13 protein-coding genes and 1 pseudogene are annotated in these 13,654 nt (G+C 73.5%); 5 read left to right on the top strand and 9 right to left on the bottom strand.

Features of this window, described 5'->3' with window-relative positions; all coding sequences use genetic code 11:
- Positions 1–229: 229 nt before the first annotated feature.
- The 4 genes and pseudogenes from IE295_RS04655 to IE295_RS04640 form a co-directional block, all read right to left on the bottom strand.
- Entirely contained in the window at positions 230–1,183 is a 954-nt protein-coding gene (locus tag IE295_RS04655) for a TIGR04222 domain-containing membrane protein (RefSeq protein ID WP_190062106.1), read from the bottom strand.
- A gap of 4 nt (positions 1,184–1,187) precedes the next feature.
- A pseudogene (locus IE295_RS04650) lies at positions 1,188–2,445 on the bottom strand (multinuclear nonheme iron-dependent oxidase).
- Between the two features lie 162 nt (positions 2,446–2,607).
- The gene (locus IE295_RS04645; protein WP_190062105.1) at positions 2,608–3,627 is read right to left on the bottom strand and encodes an isopenicillin N synthase family dioxygenase; all 1,020 of its coding nucleotides are present in this window, start codon (positions 3,625–3,627) and stop codon (positions 2,608–2,610) included.
- Positions 3,628–3,952: 325 nt separating this feature from the next.
- Entirely contained in the window at positions 3,953–4,267 is a 315-nt protein-coding gene (locus IE295_RS04640) for a putative quinol monooxygenase (protein ID WP_190062104.1), read from the bottom strand.
- 320 nt (positions 4,268–4,587) lie between these two features.
- Between IE295_RS04640 and IE295_RS04635 the strand changes: the two genes are divergently transcribed.
- The 5 genes from IE295_RS04635 to IE295_RS04615 all read left to right on the top strand — a co-directional run bounded on the left by IE295_RS04635 (position 4,588) and on the right by IE295_RS04615 (position 8,658).
- On the top strand, positions 4,588–4,980 hold the full coding sequence (locus IE295_RS04635) for a rodlin (protein WP_190062103.1): 393 nt from the start codon (positions 4,588–4,590) through the stop codon (positions 4,978–4,980).
- Between the two features lie 128 nt (positions 4,981–5,108).
- On the top strand, positions 5,109–5,831 hold the full coding sequence (locus IE295_RS04630; RefSeq protein ID WP_190062102.1) for a DedA family protein: 723 nt from the start codon (positions 5,109–5,111) through the stop codon (positions 5,829–5,831).
- Complete coding sequence (locus IE295_RS04625; protein ID WP_190062101.1) at positions 5,828–6,481, top strand: phosphatase PAP2 family protein; 654 nt, start codon at positions 5,828–5,830, stop codon at positions 6,479–6,481. The genes IE295_RS04630 and IE295_RS04625 overlap by 4 nt, the downstream gene beginning before the upstream one ends.
- Before the next feature lie 26 nt (positions 6,482–6,507).
- Positions 6,508–7,290 (top strand): phosphatase PAP2 family protein, encoded by a 783-nt coding sequence (locus IE295_RS04620; RefSeq protein ID WP_190062100.1) that lies wholly within the window; start codon positions 6,508–6,510, stop codon positions 7,288–7,290.
- A 99-nt stretch (positions 7,291–7,389) separates the two neighbouring features.
- Entirely contained in the window at positions 7,390–8,658 is a 1,269-nt protein-coding gene (locus IE295_RS04615) for an exo-beta-N-acetylmuramidase NamZ family protein (protein WP_190062099.1), read from the top strand.
- A gap of 7 nt (positions 8,659–8,665) precedes the next feature.
- Here IE295_RS04615 and IE295_RS04610 read toward each other — a convergent pair whose 3' ends face one another.
- From IE295_RS04610 to IE295_RS04590, 5 genes are all read right to left on the bottom strand, one after another.
- Positions 8,666–9,592: a polysaccharide deacetylase family protein gene (locus IE295_RS04610; protein WP_190062098.1), complete on the bottom strand. Its 927-nt coding sequence runs from the start codon at positions 9,590–9,592 to the stop codon at positions 8,666–8,668.
- Positions 9,593–9,779: 187 nt separating this feature from the next.
- A complete protein-coding gene (locus tag IE295_RS04605) occupies positions 9,780–10,850 on the bottom strand; it encodes a beta-propeller fold lactonase family protein (protein WP_190062097.1) in 1,071 nt (356 codons plus the stop codon).
- Positions 10,851–10,969: 119 nt separating this feature from the next.
- Positions 10,970–12,055, bottom strand: a complete 1,086-nt coding sequence (locus IE295_RS04600; protein ID WP_190062096.1) for an isoaspartyl peptidase/L-asparaginase family protein — start codon at positions 12,053–12,055, stop codon at positions 10,970–10,972.
- Between the two features lie 118 nt (positions 12,056–12,173).
- A complete protein-coding gene (locus IE295_RS04595; RefSeq protein WP_190062095.1) occupies positions 12,174–13,040 on the bottom strand; it encodes a diaminopimelate epimerase in 867 nt (288 codons plus the stop codon).
- Between the two features lie 39 nt (positions 13,041–13,079).
- Positions 13,080–13,322, bottom strand: a complete 243-nt coding sequence (locus IE295_RS04590) for a SchA/CurD-like domain-containing protein (protein ID WP_190062094.1) — start codon at positions 13,320–13,322, stop codon at positions 13,080–13,082.
- Positions 13,323–13,654 lie beyond the last annotated feature (332 nt).

The following is a 13,654-nucleotide window of genomic DNA, read 5'->3' as shown; positions in this document are numbered from 1 at the left end:
GGCGCACAAGAAAACATCCGGTCGCACAGGATCGCCCACGAGGAAGCACACGAGAGGAGCGGAGCCCTCCGCAATGTGACGTTCCGTCAGAGGTCAACGGGGTGAACACCCGTGACGGCCGCCGCCGCGAGGCCACGGGCGGATAGCGGACACGACGCGCCGCGACTGTCCGGTAATCGCCGCGCGTTGCCGGCCGCGCGGGCGAACCCGGCGGCCGGGCCGGGGGCGGTCAGCTGCTGCCGCAGCTGGACGACGAGCAGCTGGAGGAGGAGCAGCTGCTGGAGGACGAGCAGCTGCTGGAAGACGAGCAGCTCGAACCGATCGAGCAGGACGAGGACGACGAGTACGAGGATGAGGAGGACGAATACGAGGAGTACGAGTGCGAGGACTTCCTGCTCCTCGCCCGGGCGGCGGAGGAACGGCGCGAAGGCGCCTTCCGCGCCTTCTTGAGCTGCTCGCGCAGGTCGCCGTCGGGAAGGGTCTCGTAGCCGCACCGGGCGACGAGCCCGGCCAGGCGGGCCGCCTCGTCCGCCTCCTCGTTCCAGGGGTCGTGCACCTCGAGGTAATTGCGGTACTCGGCGCCGAGGTCGGTGGCGTTCTGCCAGGAGTAGCGGGGCGGGGCGCCCTTCACGCGCAGGACGATCCCGGCGACGACGAGGACGAGCATGAGCAGCGCGGCGGCGCGGAAGCCGGGGGCGAACAGCAGGCCCGTCCCCAGGGTCGCCGCGAAGACCAGGCCGCCCACCTGCGTGTTGGCGGCGCGCTCCCACGACTGCCGCGTGGCCGTCGACACCAGCAGACCCCGCGCCCCCAGCGAACGCTCGAAGGAGTCCATCACGGGACTCCAGCGGAGCACCGTCCGGAGCTTGCTGAGCCTGGTGCTCCAGTCGGCACCGCACGCGCTCAGGAGCGCGCGCTCCACGGCGTCGCGGGCCACCGCCTCGACCACCTTGACCTTGCCGTCGGACCCGATGGCGAGCCGTCCGTCGGTGACCATGCGGGTGATCACGGTGTCGGCGACGCGGTATCCGCCGTCCTGCAGGTAGGCGACTTCGAGCACGTCGGGCGTACTGATCCGCCGGACGGGGATGTCGGCACCGCGCGCCTGCCCCCGTATGGACAGGAGCCAGGCCGAGGGACCGACGAGGAACACGAAGCCGAGCAGCGCCAGGAAGGCGAGCATGGTGTCACCTGTCTTTCTTGCGGAAGGCCGACGTGAGGCGGCGCAGAAGTCCACGGGGGGCCGGGTCGGAGGGGCGCTGCTCGTCCAGCCAGGCGGCCAGCCGTACCCGTCGCCCGGCCACGTCCGGACCCGAGCGGTCCAGGACGTGTGCGGCGAAGTCCAGTGCGTCACGGCGATAGCCGTCGGTCATGGGGCGCTCGCGCGCGTACGCCTCGAAGAGCGGGCGCAGGTCCTCGCCCAGGATGTCCGCGAGGCCGGGCGCGACCTTGGCGACGACGCCGGCGCGCTTGGCGAGCAGGGCCCGGCGCTGGACCTCCAGGCGCCGCCGGTCGAATCCGCCGGGCGGCGTCGCGCCCGCGACCAGTGCCGAGAGCAGGGCGTTCTGGGCGGCCGCGAGTCTTTCCCGGGCCGCGTCGGTGTCGCGGTCAGGCACGTACGGTCCCCTTGACCACGGCGCGTATCGCGTCGAGTTCGGCCGCGAGTTCGCCGGCGGCGGGGAAGTCGTCGTCGCGCTCGAGCAGGACGCCGGGCGGTGTCGTGCGGGCGCAGAGTTCGGCGAGGACGTCGAGCACGGGCGGGCCGACGGGGTGGGCGTGGGTGTCGTGCCACACGCCGCCGCGCTCGACGCCGCCGGCCACGTGCACATAGGCGATGGCCTCGAGCGGGAGTCCGTCGAGCACCTCGGCCGGGCTTTCGCCGCGGTTGACGTGGTTGGTGTGGAGGTTGGCGACGTCGACCAGCAGCCGCACGCCGGTCCGCTCGACGAGCTCGCCGAGGAACTGCGCCTCGGTGAGCTCCTCGTCCGGCCAGTTCAGCAGCGCGGCGACGTTCTCCAGCGCGAGCGGGACGGGAAGGACCTGCTGGGCGATGCGCACGTTCGCGCACAGCACGTCCAGGGCGTCGCGGGTGCGCGGCACGGGCAGCAGGTGGCCGGCCTCGATCCGCGACGTGCCGGTCAGCGGGCCGCCGGCGCGGACGAAGGCGATGTGCTCGCTCACCAGCGGCGCCCCGAGCGCCTCGGCCCGCTCGGCCAGCGCGATCAGCCGGGCGAGATCGGGGCGGTCCGCGCCGCCGAGGCCGAGGGAGACGCCGTGCGGGATCACGGTGGTGCCGCGGTCGAGCAGCCGCTCGAGCGGTTCGGGGAGGTGGCCGGGGCAGACGTTCTCCGCCACGACCTCCACCCAGTCGATGCCCTGCAGCCGCTCGATGTCCTCGGCGATCTCCGGGCGCCAGCCGACGCCCGTGCCCAGCGGCACACTCATGATCACACCCCCGTGAATCCCCCGTGGCGCTCAGCGCCTATACGAAGGTCATTCCCCCCGCATGCCTTATGAATCCTTGATCAGCAGGATAGGCAGCCTTGGTGTGATCTTGTCAGCGGGTACGGCCCCGGCCGGACGGGACGCCGGCCGGGGCGTGCCGGCTCAGCCGACCGGCGCCCCGGCGCCCTCCAGCAGCTCCGCGTGGTAGCGGCGGGCGACGCCCGGGTGGGCGCGCAGCCAGCCCTTGATCTCGTTGCGGCCGTACTCGGCGAAGAGCGGATTGGCCGCGTCCTGCGTGACGCCCGGGGCGCTGTCGGCGTGGGCGAAGGGGACCGGCTCGATCCGGGCGTCCAGCCGGGGGTTGTAGAAGAACGGCACGGAGTAGCGCTCGCGGGTGCCGGGCGGGCTGACCACACGGTGGTTGGTGGCCTTGAGGTAGCCGTTGGTGGCGACCTCGAGCAGCTCGCCGAGGTTGATCACGAACGCGCCCGGCATCGGCGGGACGTCGATGAACCCTCCGTCGGGCCCCTCCACCTGCAGGCCGCCGACCTCGTCCTGCAGCAGCAGGGTCAGGAAGCCGTAGTCCTTGTGGGCGCCGACGCCCTGGGCGGCGCCGTCCGGGGCGCTGCCGGGGTAGCGGACGAGCTTGAGGTGCAGGTGGGGGCTGTCGGCGAAGGCCTTGTCGTAGAAGTCCTCCGGCGCGCCGATCGCGGCGAGCAGCTCGTGCAGCAGCCGCTCGGCCACCGAGCTGAGCCGCTCGATCCAGTGCAGGGCGGCGGTGCGCAGCTCGGGCAGGGCGGCGGGCCACTGGTTGGGGCCGTCGAGCCACCAGTAGCCGGGCTGGTCCGGGGCGGGGACGTGCGGGGCGCGCTCGGCGCCGATGTCGAGCTGGTCGCGCCAGTCGCGGCTGCCGCCGGTGCGCTCGTCGCCGATGCGGGTGTAGCCGCGGAAGTGGGGCGAGTTGAGGTTGCTGATCGCGAGCCGGTCCGCCTCGGGGAGGGCGAAGAACTTCCGCATCGCACGCATCAGTTCCTCGGTCTCGGCGGGGGTGATGCCGTGGCCGGTCAGGTGGAAGAAGCCCACGTCGCGGGCGGCGCCGTGCAGCGCGTCATGGAAGCGGGCGCGGGCCTCGGGGCCCGCCGAGGCGGCGGAGAGGTCCAGAACGGGAAGCTCGTTGATCATGAGATGTCCACAGCGTTAAAGGGCCCGGTGAACGTCCGGCGGTAGCCGGACGGCCCGCCGGGGCCAAACGCAAGGGTATGCGGGCGCGGCGGGGCCGGGTAGGGCGTGATGAGGAGAAGCTGTAAAGCAGAAAGAAGAAGCGGCGGCCACGGCCCTCAGAAGTGGGCGGGCGTAGGCATGAAGGTCAGCCGGAGTGGCGACAGGACATGCTCGTGACGCGGACGAAGTCCACGTGGCGGCGCTTGACGAGATTCACAGCACCGAGGGTATACGCCTTCGGCGGTGATCAGCGTGCCGGAAGAGGGTGGCACGTGTCACACGCCGTTCACATACGTCGCTTGTCCACCACCAGTGCCCGCTCGTAGTGCCGCGTCTCCTCGATGTCACCGGCGTACGGCCGCACCGCTTCGGCGAAGGGGGCGAAGTGCGGCCCGTGCCGGAAACCCTGCTCGTGGTCCTCGACCGAGGACCACTCGATGCGCAGGACGTAGCACTCGGGCTCCTCCACTCCGCGCGAGAGTTCGTAGGCGAGGCACTGGGGCGCGGCGTAGAGGTGCCCGGCCGCGGCGGCGCATCCTTTTTCGAAGGCCGTGCGGCGTTCGGGATCGGCGATGCGGTAGCGGATGTATTCAACGGTCACGGAGCATCTCCCTCCATCGGATCTCCCCATCGGATCTCCATCGGATCCCCCTCCATTGGATCACCGGATTCCCGGCATGCCCCGGGCATCCAAAAGCCCGCCCGGACGCATGCTGTGGGGGCGCTGTCCGAGCGGGCCGACGGCCGAAGAAACCCGCCGCGCCGCGCACGCTACCAGCCGCTCACCAAAAGGAGTTGGCCGCAGCGCCCCGGGAATGGATCGCTGGCGCGAATGAGTGAAAGTCCGGAACTTCTTGAATAAAGCGCAGTTACTCAGATCGCTTCCCGGTGAGAATCACCGATCGATCGAAAGGCATAGACGTGTTCAAGAAGGTACTCGCCACGGCCGCCGTGACGGCTTCCGCGGTCGGCGCCATGGCCTCCCCCGCCCTGGCCATCGGCAACGACACGGATGTCGCCAACGCCAACGGTGCGAAGACCGGCTACGGCAACACCAAGACCGGGGGCGAGGAAAGCCCGCAGATGAGCCTGATCCAGGGCACGCTCAACAAGCCGTGCCTGGGCATCGGGAAGATCAACCTCCAGGGCCTGCTCGGTGCGGTTCCGATCGACCTCCAGGACATTCCGATCCTCACGTCGCAGCAGCAGCAGCAGTGCACCGACAACTCGACGATCAACGACGGCGACGACCCGCTGTCGCACCTCCTCGACGAGATCCCGATCATCTCGGGCAACGGTTCGGCCAACGGCTGACGATCACGTCGGAACTCACGTCGGTTGCACTGAATTCCCTCTGCTCCGGGTGTACGGGCCCCGGGGCAGGGGGATTCTTATGTCTCCGCCCCGATGTCTTCACCCCCCGACCGTGTCCGCCCTCGACCATGGGAGGCCCGGCACTCGTGCTCGCACCCCCTTTCCCACCGCCGGCTCTTCCCCCGCTGGCCGTCAACGTCCTCGACGCCTCGTCGCTGCTGGCCTCCTTCGGCGCGCTCGGCGTCGCCGTGGTGCTGTTCGCGGAGACCGGCCTGCTCGTCGGCTTCTTCCTGCCCGGCGACTCCCTGCTGTTCACCGCCGGCCTGCTGTGCCGGGCGGGCGCGCACTCCGGGCCGCACCTCGATCTGGCGCAGGTGCTGGCCGCCTCCGTGGTGGGCGCCCTGGCGGGCGCGCAGTGCGGCTACGTCCTCGGCCGGCGGGGTGGCAGGGCGCTACTGGCCCGCTCCCGCAACAAACGGCTGCACGAAGGCGCCGCGCGGGCCGAGGAGTTGCTCGGCCGCTACGGTCACGCCCGGGCGATCGTCCTGGCCCGCTTCGTCCCGGTGGTGCGCACGGTCCTCAACCCCCTCGCCGGGGCGCTGGGGGTCGGCGCGCGCACCTTCGTGGTGTGGCAGGTGGCGGGCGGGCTGCTGTGGACGGTGGGGCTGGTGATGGCCGGTTTCGGGCTCGGCTCCGCCCTTCCCGGCGTGGACCGGTATCTTCTGCCCCTCGTGGCCGCCGTGGTCGTGCTGTCGCTGCTGCCGCTCGCCTTCGAGCTGTTGCGCGGCCGCCGCCGGGGCGCCGCCGAGGCACCGACGATCGTCACGCGCACCGACGGAGGACAGCGATGAAGGACATACCCCAGGCGTTCGGGCTCCTCCTCCGCCCCGCTCCCTGGCCCGCGTTCGACGGCTCGGGCATCGACGGCGGCCTCTACACCGACATCACCCGCGACGCGCGGCGCGCTCCCTGGCTGCTGAACGACACGGTCGTCACCTGGTCCGCCTTCGGGCTGGGGCTGTTCGCCGCACTGGTGCTCGCGGCCTGGTGGCGGGCGCGGCGCTCGGACTCGCCGATGATGGCCCGGGTGCTGGCCACGCCGCTGGTGCTGGCGGTGGTGTACGGCGTGGACCTGGCGCTGAAGGCGCTGGTGCGGGAGGAGCGGCCGTGCCGGTCCATCCCGGGCAGCTTCACGCTGGAGTCGTGCCCGGCCTCGGGTGACTGGTCCTTCCCCAGCAATCACGCGGTGATCGCCTTCGCGGCGGCGGCCGCGCTGTGGCTCGTCGACCGCAGGCTGGGGGCGCTGGCCGTGCCGGCCGCGGTGGCCATGGCCGCCTCCCGGGTGTGGATCGGGGTGCACTATCCGCACGACGTGGCCCTCGGGGCGCTGGTCGGCATCGCGCTGGCGGCTCCCCTGACGGTGTTCGCGACCCGGGGGGCGCCCTGGGTCGAGCGGGCCCGCAAGGGCCGGCTGCGCCCGCTGCTGCTGACGGCCGCGTGAGGGGGCGGGGACCCGCGCCGCGGGCGGTGCCGTCGCCCCGGGCGGCGCTGACGGCCGCCTCGGCGGCGGGGCTGGCCGTCCTGACGGCGCTGGTGGTCTCGGCCGGCGGCAGGCCGTTCGCGGTGGACGCCGCCGCCCACGCGGGCGCCCTCGCCCACCGGCCGGCCGCCGCCGTCGACGCCGCGCGGCTGCTGACCGGTACGGGCACGGGCGTGACCGTGTACGTGCTCGCGGCCGCGGCCGGGTGGCTCGCCTGCCACCGGGCGCGGGTGCCGGCGTCGCGCCGGGTGCCCGTGGTGCTGGCGGCCCTGGCGCTCCTGGGGCTCGGCCAGACGGTCCGCATCGGCCTGCGGACCGCCGTGGACCGCTCCCGGCCGCCGGCCGCCGACTGGGCGGTCCACGCCCACCAGGCGTCGTTCCCCTCGGGGCACGCCACCACCAGTGCCCTGGTGGCCGGGTTGCTGGCCTGGGCCCTGCTGCGGGCGCTGCCGGGTGCCCGGGGGCGGGTGGCGGCGGCGTGCTGCGGGCTGTGGGCGGCCGGGGTGGCGGGCACCCGGGTGTTCCTGGGCGTGCACTGGGTCTCGGATCTCGTGGGCGGCTGGCTGCTGGCCACGTGCTGGCTCGCCCTGACCCTGCCGCTGCTCGGCCGCGTGGCCCGCCGCGCGGTCCCGGCCCCCATGGCCGCCGCTTCGCGAACGGAGCGTTCCGCCCCGGGCACGTCCGCCGTCCCGCGGCCGCCCCGGGAGCGCTCCCCGGGCGGCCGCGCGGCCGTTCCCGGGCGCGACGCATCCCCCGGACCGGGCGAGTGACCACGGCGGAGTGAACGGTACGGCCGCCGCCCGGCCCGTACGGCGTCGCGTCCGTACGGGCCGGGCCCGGATGGGCTATTTTGCCGAGGTATGACAGATATGGCGGTTTCCCGGCGGACCCTGCTGGCCACCGGCGCCGCGGCCGGCGTCATGCCCCTGGCCGGTCCGCCGTCCGCCGCGGCCGCCGCCGGCCGCCCCGGCGGCACCGTACGGGTGCGGACCGGCTTCGAGCGCCTCGCGGCCGACGGCTACCGGCTGCTGGAGGGCCAGCGGGTCGGCGTCATCACCAACCAGAGCGGCATCACCTCCGACGCGCGCGGCGTCGTCGACGTCATGCACGCCGACCGCCGGGTGCGGCTCAGGGCCGTCTTCGGCGCCGAGCACGGCTACCGCGGCACGCCGCAGGCGGGGCTCTCCGAGGGGGACTACACCGACCCGGCGAGCGGGCTGCCGGTGTACGACACGTACCGCAAGAGCGGACAGCCGCTCGCCGACCTGTTCGACCGGGCCGGGGTCGACACTCTCGTCTACGACAGCCAGGACGCCGGAGCCCGCTTCTACACGTGCATCTGGACCCTCTACGACTGCATGGTGGCGGCCGCCCTGGCCGGCAAGCGCTTCGTGGTCCTGGACCGGCCGAACCCCACGGGGGGCCGCGAGGCGTACGGGCCCGTGCTCGACCGGGCGTACACGACCTTCATCGGGCGCGCGCCGATCGCCCAGGCCCACGGCATGACCGTCGGTGAGCTCGCCCTGCTCTACAACGGCGAGTTCGTGCCCTCCGTGGCCGGGCGGGCCGTACCGCTGACCGTCGTGGAGATGTCGGGCTGGCGGCGCGGCGACTTCTTCGACGCCACCGGGCTGCCCTGGGTGCCGCCCAGCCCCAACATGGCCACGCCCGACACCGCGCTGGTCTACGCCGGCACCGGCATGTTCGAGGGCACGAACATGTCGGAGGGCAGGGGCACGGTGCGCCCCTTCGAGATGCTGGGCGCGGAGGGCCTGGACGGCCGCTGGGCCCGGGCCGCGAACGCCGCCGGGCTGCCGGGCGTCCACTTCCGGGAGGCCTACTACGTCCCCACCTTCGGCCCCTTCCAGGGCCGGACGGTGGGCGGCCTGCAGCTGCACGTCCACGACCGCAACGCCTTCGACCCGGTCCGTACGGGCATCGCGCTGCTGGTCACCGCGAAGCGGGCCTGGCACGGGTTCGCCTGGCGCCCCGACCGCTTCATCGACAAGCTGACGGGCTCGACCCGGGTCCGGACCATGATCGACGCCGGGGCGGGCACGGACGAGGTGACCGGCGCCTGGCAGCGGGAGCTCACGGCCTTCCGGGCGGTGCGGCGCGGCTACCTGCGCTACCGCTGAGGCGCGCTCAGCAGTCCAGGGGGTAGGGCATCTGGTCGTTGACCGGTCCGTTGTTGCGGCAGACGCCGTAGCCCTGGCTCTGCAGGTCGCTGATGATGCCGGGCAGGGCCTCGGGGAAGTTGCTGAACAGGTGCCCGAGGACCACGCCGTTGTGCTTCTCCTCCGGCGTCGCGTCCCGCACGGCCGCCCGGATGTCCTCCGCGCTGCGCGGCTGGCCGTCCGTCTTCTCCCAGTCGTGGGTGTCGATGGTCCAGTTGCAGATCCGGAAGCCCATGTCGGCGGCGACCTCGCGCTCCCGCTCGTCGGCGGCGCCGTAGGGCGGGCGGAGCATGTTGCCGCCCACCCCCTGCCGGATCTCGTCCGTGAGGACGTCGTCGTCCACGGCGGTCAGCTTGCGGTGGGAGAAGGAGTGGTTGCCCACCCAGTGGCCCTGCTGCCGCAGGGTCGCGGTGATCTGCGGGTACTGCGCGGCGAACTTGCCGATGAGGAAGAACGCCGCGCGCACGCCCTGGGCCTGCAGCTGGGCGCCGATGCGCACGGACCGCTGCGGGTCGTTGTACGGCCAGTCGTCCAGCGTCAGCAGCACCCGTCCCGAGGTGTTGCCGCACCGCTCGCGGTCGTAGACGCCCTCCGCTTCCGGGGCGTGGGAACGGGGGACGGCGCCCGCGCCGTCGCCCTCGTGCGGCACGTTCTCGGCGCCGCCACCCGCCTTGCCCGCCGGGGTGTCGGACCGTTTGCCCAGGGGCACGCTGCGGCAGTTCGGGCTCGCCATGCCCTGCGGCCCGCACTCGGTGGGCTCGTCGTCCACCGCGTGCGCCATGTACGCCGAGCAGGCCACCAGCACGGACAGGGCAAGGACCGGCTTCAGCGGAGCCCGGCGGCGACGCCGGTGGCGCCCGCGACCACGCCGGAGGACGTCACGGTATCCGGACATGCACGACTCCTCACGGGTGACGGACCGCCGGATGCGCACGGTCCGTCACCTCACCCCGGCGACGACGCCGGTTCGATGATCTTGACACCCACCCTCGGGGCAGGTGCCGGACCTCGCAACCGCGCGCCGTCCGCCGGTTCCTCCGCCCGGGTGGCCCCGGCGGCGGCGCGCACCCGGCTCCGGCCCGTCAGTGACGGGCCGCGGGGATGTAGGCCAGTCCGTGCGCACCGGCTTCGCCCGCCCGGTCGACCTCGAGGGTGGCGAGCACGCTCATGCGCTCCAGGTCCACGACCGTCACCGTTCCGGACAGGACGTTCGCCACGTAACCCGTTCCGCCGTCAGGCGAAGAGGTGATCGTCAGCGGGAACCGCCCCACCTCCACTTGGCCGATGACCTCGTGGGTGCCGGGCGCGAACACGGTCAGCACGCCGTCGGTCTGCGCGCCGAGCGCGCCGCCCGGTTCGCGGGCCATCCGCAGCTCGCCCGCGAGGACCGCGCCGGTGGCGGTGGTGTGCACGGGGAAGACCATGCCCTCGGTGGGCAGGGTGCGTACGACCTCGCCCGTGGCGACCTCGATCACGCGCAGCCCGGGCGGGGCGGCCAGGGGAGCGGCGAAGTCGCCCTTGGGGGATGCGACGTAGACGTAGCGGCCGTCGGGCGAGACGTCGAGCCCCTCGCTGCCCGGCACCTCGATCCGGCCGTCGAACGCGTCGCGCTCGAGGTCCACGACGGACACGAAGGGCGCCTCCTTGTTGGTGGAGTAGCCCCGGCGTCCGTCGGGGGTGATCGCGAACCAGTGCGGGCCGTCGGCCATGACCGGGATCCTGGCCAGCCGCTCGCGGGTCCGCGCGTCGTAGACGATCACTCCGCCGGGGGCGGTGTCGGTGGCCTCGACGCTGACGTACAGCCGGGCGCGGGCGCGGTCCAGGACGATGCCGTGGGGGGCGTGGTCCGGGGCGGTGTCGAGGGTGTCGACGACCGTGCGGGTGTCGGGGTCGATGACGGTGATCTGCCGGGCCCGTCCCTGGTGTGCGTGGTAGTAGCCGGAGACGTAGGTGCTGACGCAGTAGAGCAGGCGGCGGTCCGGGTCGTAGCACAACTCGTGGGGCTCGGCGGGCACGTCGAGGACGCCGAGCCGCCGGTGGGTGACGGCGTCGAAGAAGGTGACGGTGGGGCCGCTCTGGCTGACGACGGCCAGGACGTCACGGGCGTCCTGGCCGTCGTCACGGGCGGAGGAATGCGTGTCGGTGGAATTCATGGTCCCCACCCTCGGCGCACCCCCCGGCGTGACTCCAGTGCAACGTCGTCAAGCCAGGCTTTCCCGGCACGCATTCGCGCTGGTGGCAGGGGAGTTGGGCGGGTTGATCGTGACCGGCGTCACTCGTCGGGGAAGATCCTGGTGACGATGTCGCCGTCCTTCGTCGCATAGCCGTGCAGCATGCCCTCGCTGCTGTGCGGGGCCGCGTACGTCCCGTGGTCGTCCAGCGCGATGATCCCGCCCTTGCCGCCCAGCTTCGGCAGCCGCTCGACCACGACCTCGTACGCCGCCGACGCCACGTCCCTGCCGCCGAATTCGACGAGGTGGGAGACGGTCGCCGCCGCCGCGCCCCGGATGAAGACCTCGCCCTGGCCGGTGGCGCTCGCGGCGACGACGCCGTTCCTGGCGTAGGTGCCCGCGCCCACGAGGGGCGAGTCGCCGACGCGGCCCGCCATCTTGCCGGTCGTGCCGCCGGTGGAGGTGGCGGCGGCGAGGCCGCGCCGGGCGTCGACGGCCACGGCTCCCACGGTGCCGGTGACGCTCTCGTCGCGGGCGGCGGCGGCCGGCCCCGCCTGCTTGGCCTTCATGAGCTCGTCCCACCGCTTCTGTGTCCAGAAGTAGTCCTGCGTCACGGGCACCAGGCCGGCGCGGGCCGCGAAGGCGTCGGCCGCCTCGCCCGCGAGCAGGACGTGCCGGGTCCGCTCCATCACCAGGCGGGCGGCGGAGACGGGGTTGCGCACGTGCCGCACCCCGGCGACGGCGCCGGCCGCCTGGTCCGAGCCGCGCATGACGGACGCGTCGAGCTCGTGGCCGGCGTCCTCGTTGAAGACGGCGCCCTTGCCCGCGTTGAACAGCGGGTTGTCCTCCAGGACGCGGACGGCCGCCTCCACGGCGGCCACGCTGTCGCCGCCCCGGCGCAGCACCCGCTGCCCGGCGCGCAGGGCGTCGGCGAGGCCGTCGCGGTAGGCCTTCTCGGTGCGGGCGTCGGTGTCCTCGCGCCGCAGGGCCGTGCCCGCGCCGCCGTGCACGGCGAGCACCACGTCACGGGCCTCGGGCCGGGGCGGGCCGCCGCCGTCGCGGCCGGCGGGCGCGGCGGCGGACGCCGGGTGGCCGCCGGCCGCGAGCGGGAGGGCCGACGACGTCACCGTCGCGGCCACGAGCAGGGCGAGTGCGAGAACGGTCCACGGTCTGGAACGCGGGCGCATGACTTCCCCTCGCTGGATGTGGTGGGTCCGCTACGACCCTGGGCACCCCGCCCGCTCATGTCCACCCGCCTTTCACGCCATGCCCGGGCGCCCCGGGCCCGCCCGTCCCCGGCGAGGATCACAGCCCGGCCAGCCAGCCCGCGTCCAGGACGCCCTCGGCCGCGATGCCTGCCGCGCCCGACAGCAGCGTCGGCGCGTGGGGATCCACCGTCACCGACAGCGGTCCGGAGTCGCTCTCGACGACGGTGGTCCCCCACTCCCCCGCCGTGTGCTGGACGGCCGCGGCGGCCGCGCACACGGCGGTGCCGCACGAGCGCCGGTCCCCGGCCCCCGGCTGGTGGACGCGCACCCGCAGGCTGCCGTCGGGCAGCACGTTGACCAACGAGAGGTCGACGTCCGGCACGATGACGCCGGTGGTGCGGGGGAAGGCGGCGATGTCCAGGCGCAGGTCCCGGGTCAGGTCCACGTAGTGCACGGGCGTCTCGAGCAGGCAGACCAAGTGGAGGTTGCCCAGGGAGACGGCGGTGCCGGGCAGGGTCCGCCCGTCGACGGTGGCCGAGGACGGGCCGAGGACGCGCGGGGGCAGCAGTTCCATCGTCGCCCGGCCGTCGGGGTCGACGGCCGCGCGCTTGTCGCCCACGCGCGTGCCGATCCACATCCGGCCGGGCGGGGCCAGGCCCGCCCGCGTCAGGTAGCGGGCGACGAGGCCGAGGCCGGGGCCGCACGTCAGGGCCCGGGAGCCGTCGGGGTCGCGGCAGTCCATGAACCACTCGCTGCGGGTGAGCCCGGGCACCCCGGCCCGGGCGGTGCGCACGAGCCGCAGTACGCCGTCGCCGCCCAGCCCGGTGTGGGGCGCGCACAGGGCGCGCGCGGCGGCCTCGGTCAGCGGGACGCGGTTGTCGGGGTCGAGGAGGATGACGAAGCCGTTGCCGCCGCAGTAGCCCTTGGCGTACCGCGGCCCGGGCTCAACGCCGGCCCGGGACATGCTCGGTGCCGTGCGGGAGGGTGCCGGCGGGCGGACTGATCATGTGTCACTCGCCTCCGGGAGCGCGGGCGCCCCGGCGCGCCGGGCGTGGACGCGGCGCATGGCGCCGGCGGCGAAGAATTCCCGGAATCCCTCGGGGGTATTGAGGTCGGCGGGCTCGGTGAGATACGCGTTGAGTTCGCGGTCGGCCGCGGCGTGCCCGCTTTCCTGGGAACAGCGGCGCGGAATCTCCTCGAGCTGCCGCTCGAATTCCACCACCCGGACCACGAGATCGCGCTTCATCGGCCACCTTCCCGGTACACGAAAGGGCACGGCGGGTCGGTGACCGCCTCCGGGGCATCCTGGGTCCGCCCCGCGGCGCGCCGCAATCCCTTCGCCACCGCCCGTGGGCAGACCGCCGGCCGGCCTCCGGTGAACCTCCGGCCGGCGGCCCGGAAGTTCCGTGAAATCGCCGGTCGGAGACGATTCGGCGATCTTCCCCTCCGGTGCGGACACAGAACAGCACCCTGCGAATGCCACTGGAAAATCAGGAGTTTTCACCCGTAGGCTCAAGAAAGTTCACCAGCAAGGGTTTTGAAAGTACGATAAACGGCGCGGTGGGGGCCTCCTTGACG

The sequence above is a fragment of the Streptomyces griseocarneus genome, assembly GCF_014655595.1.
GTDB classification, from domain to species: Bacteria; Actinomycetota; Actinomycetes; order Streptomycetales; family Streptomycetaceae; genus Streptomyces; species Streptomyces griseocarneus.
This window is presented reverse-complemented; position numbering and strand designations above follow the sequence as displayed.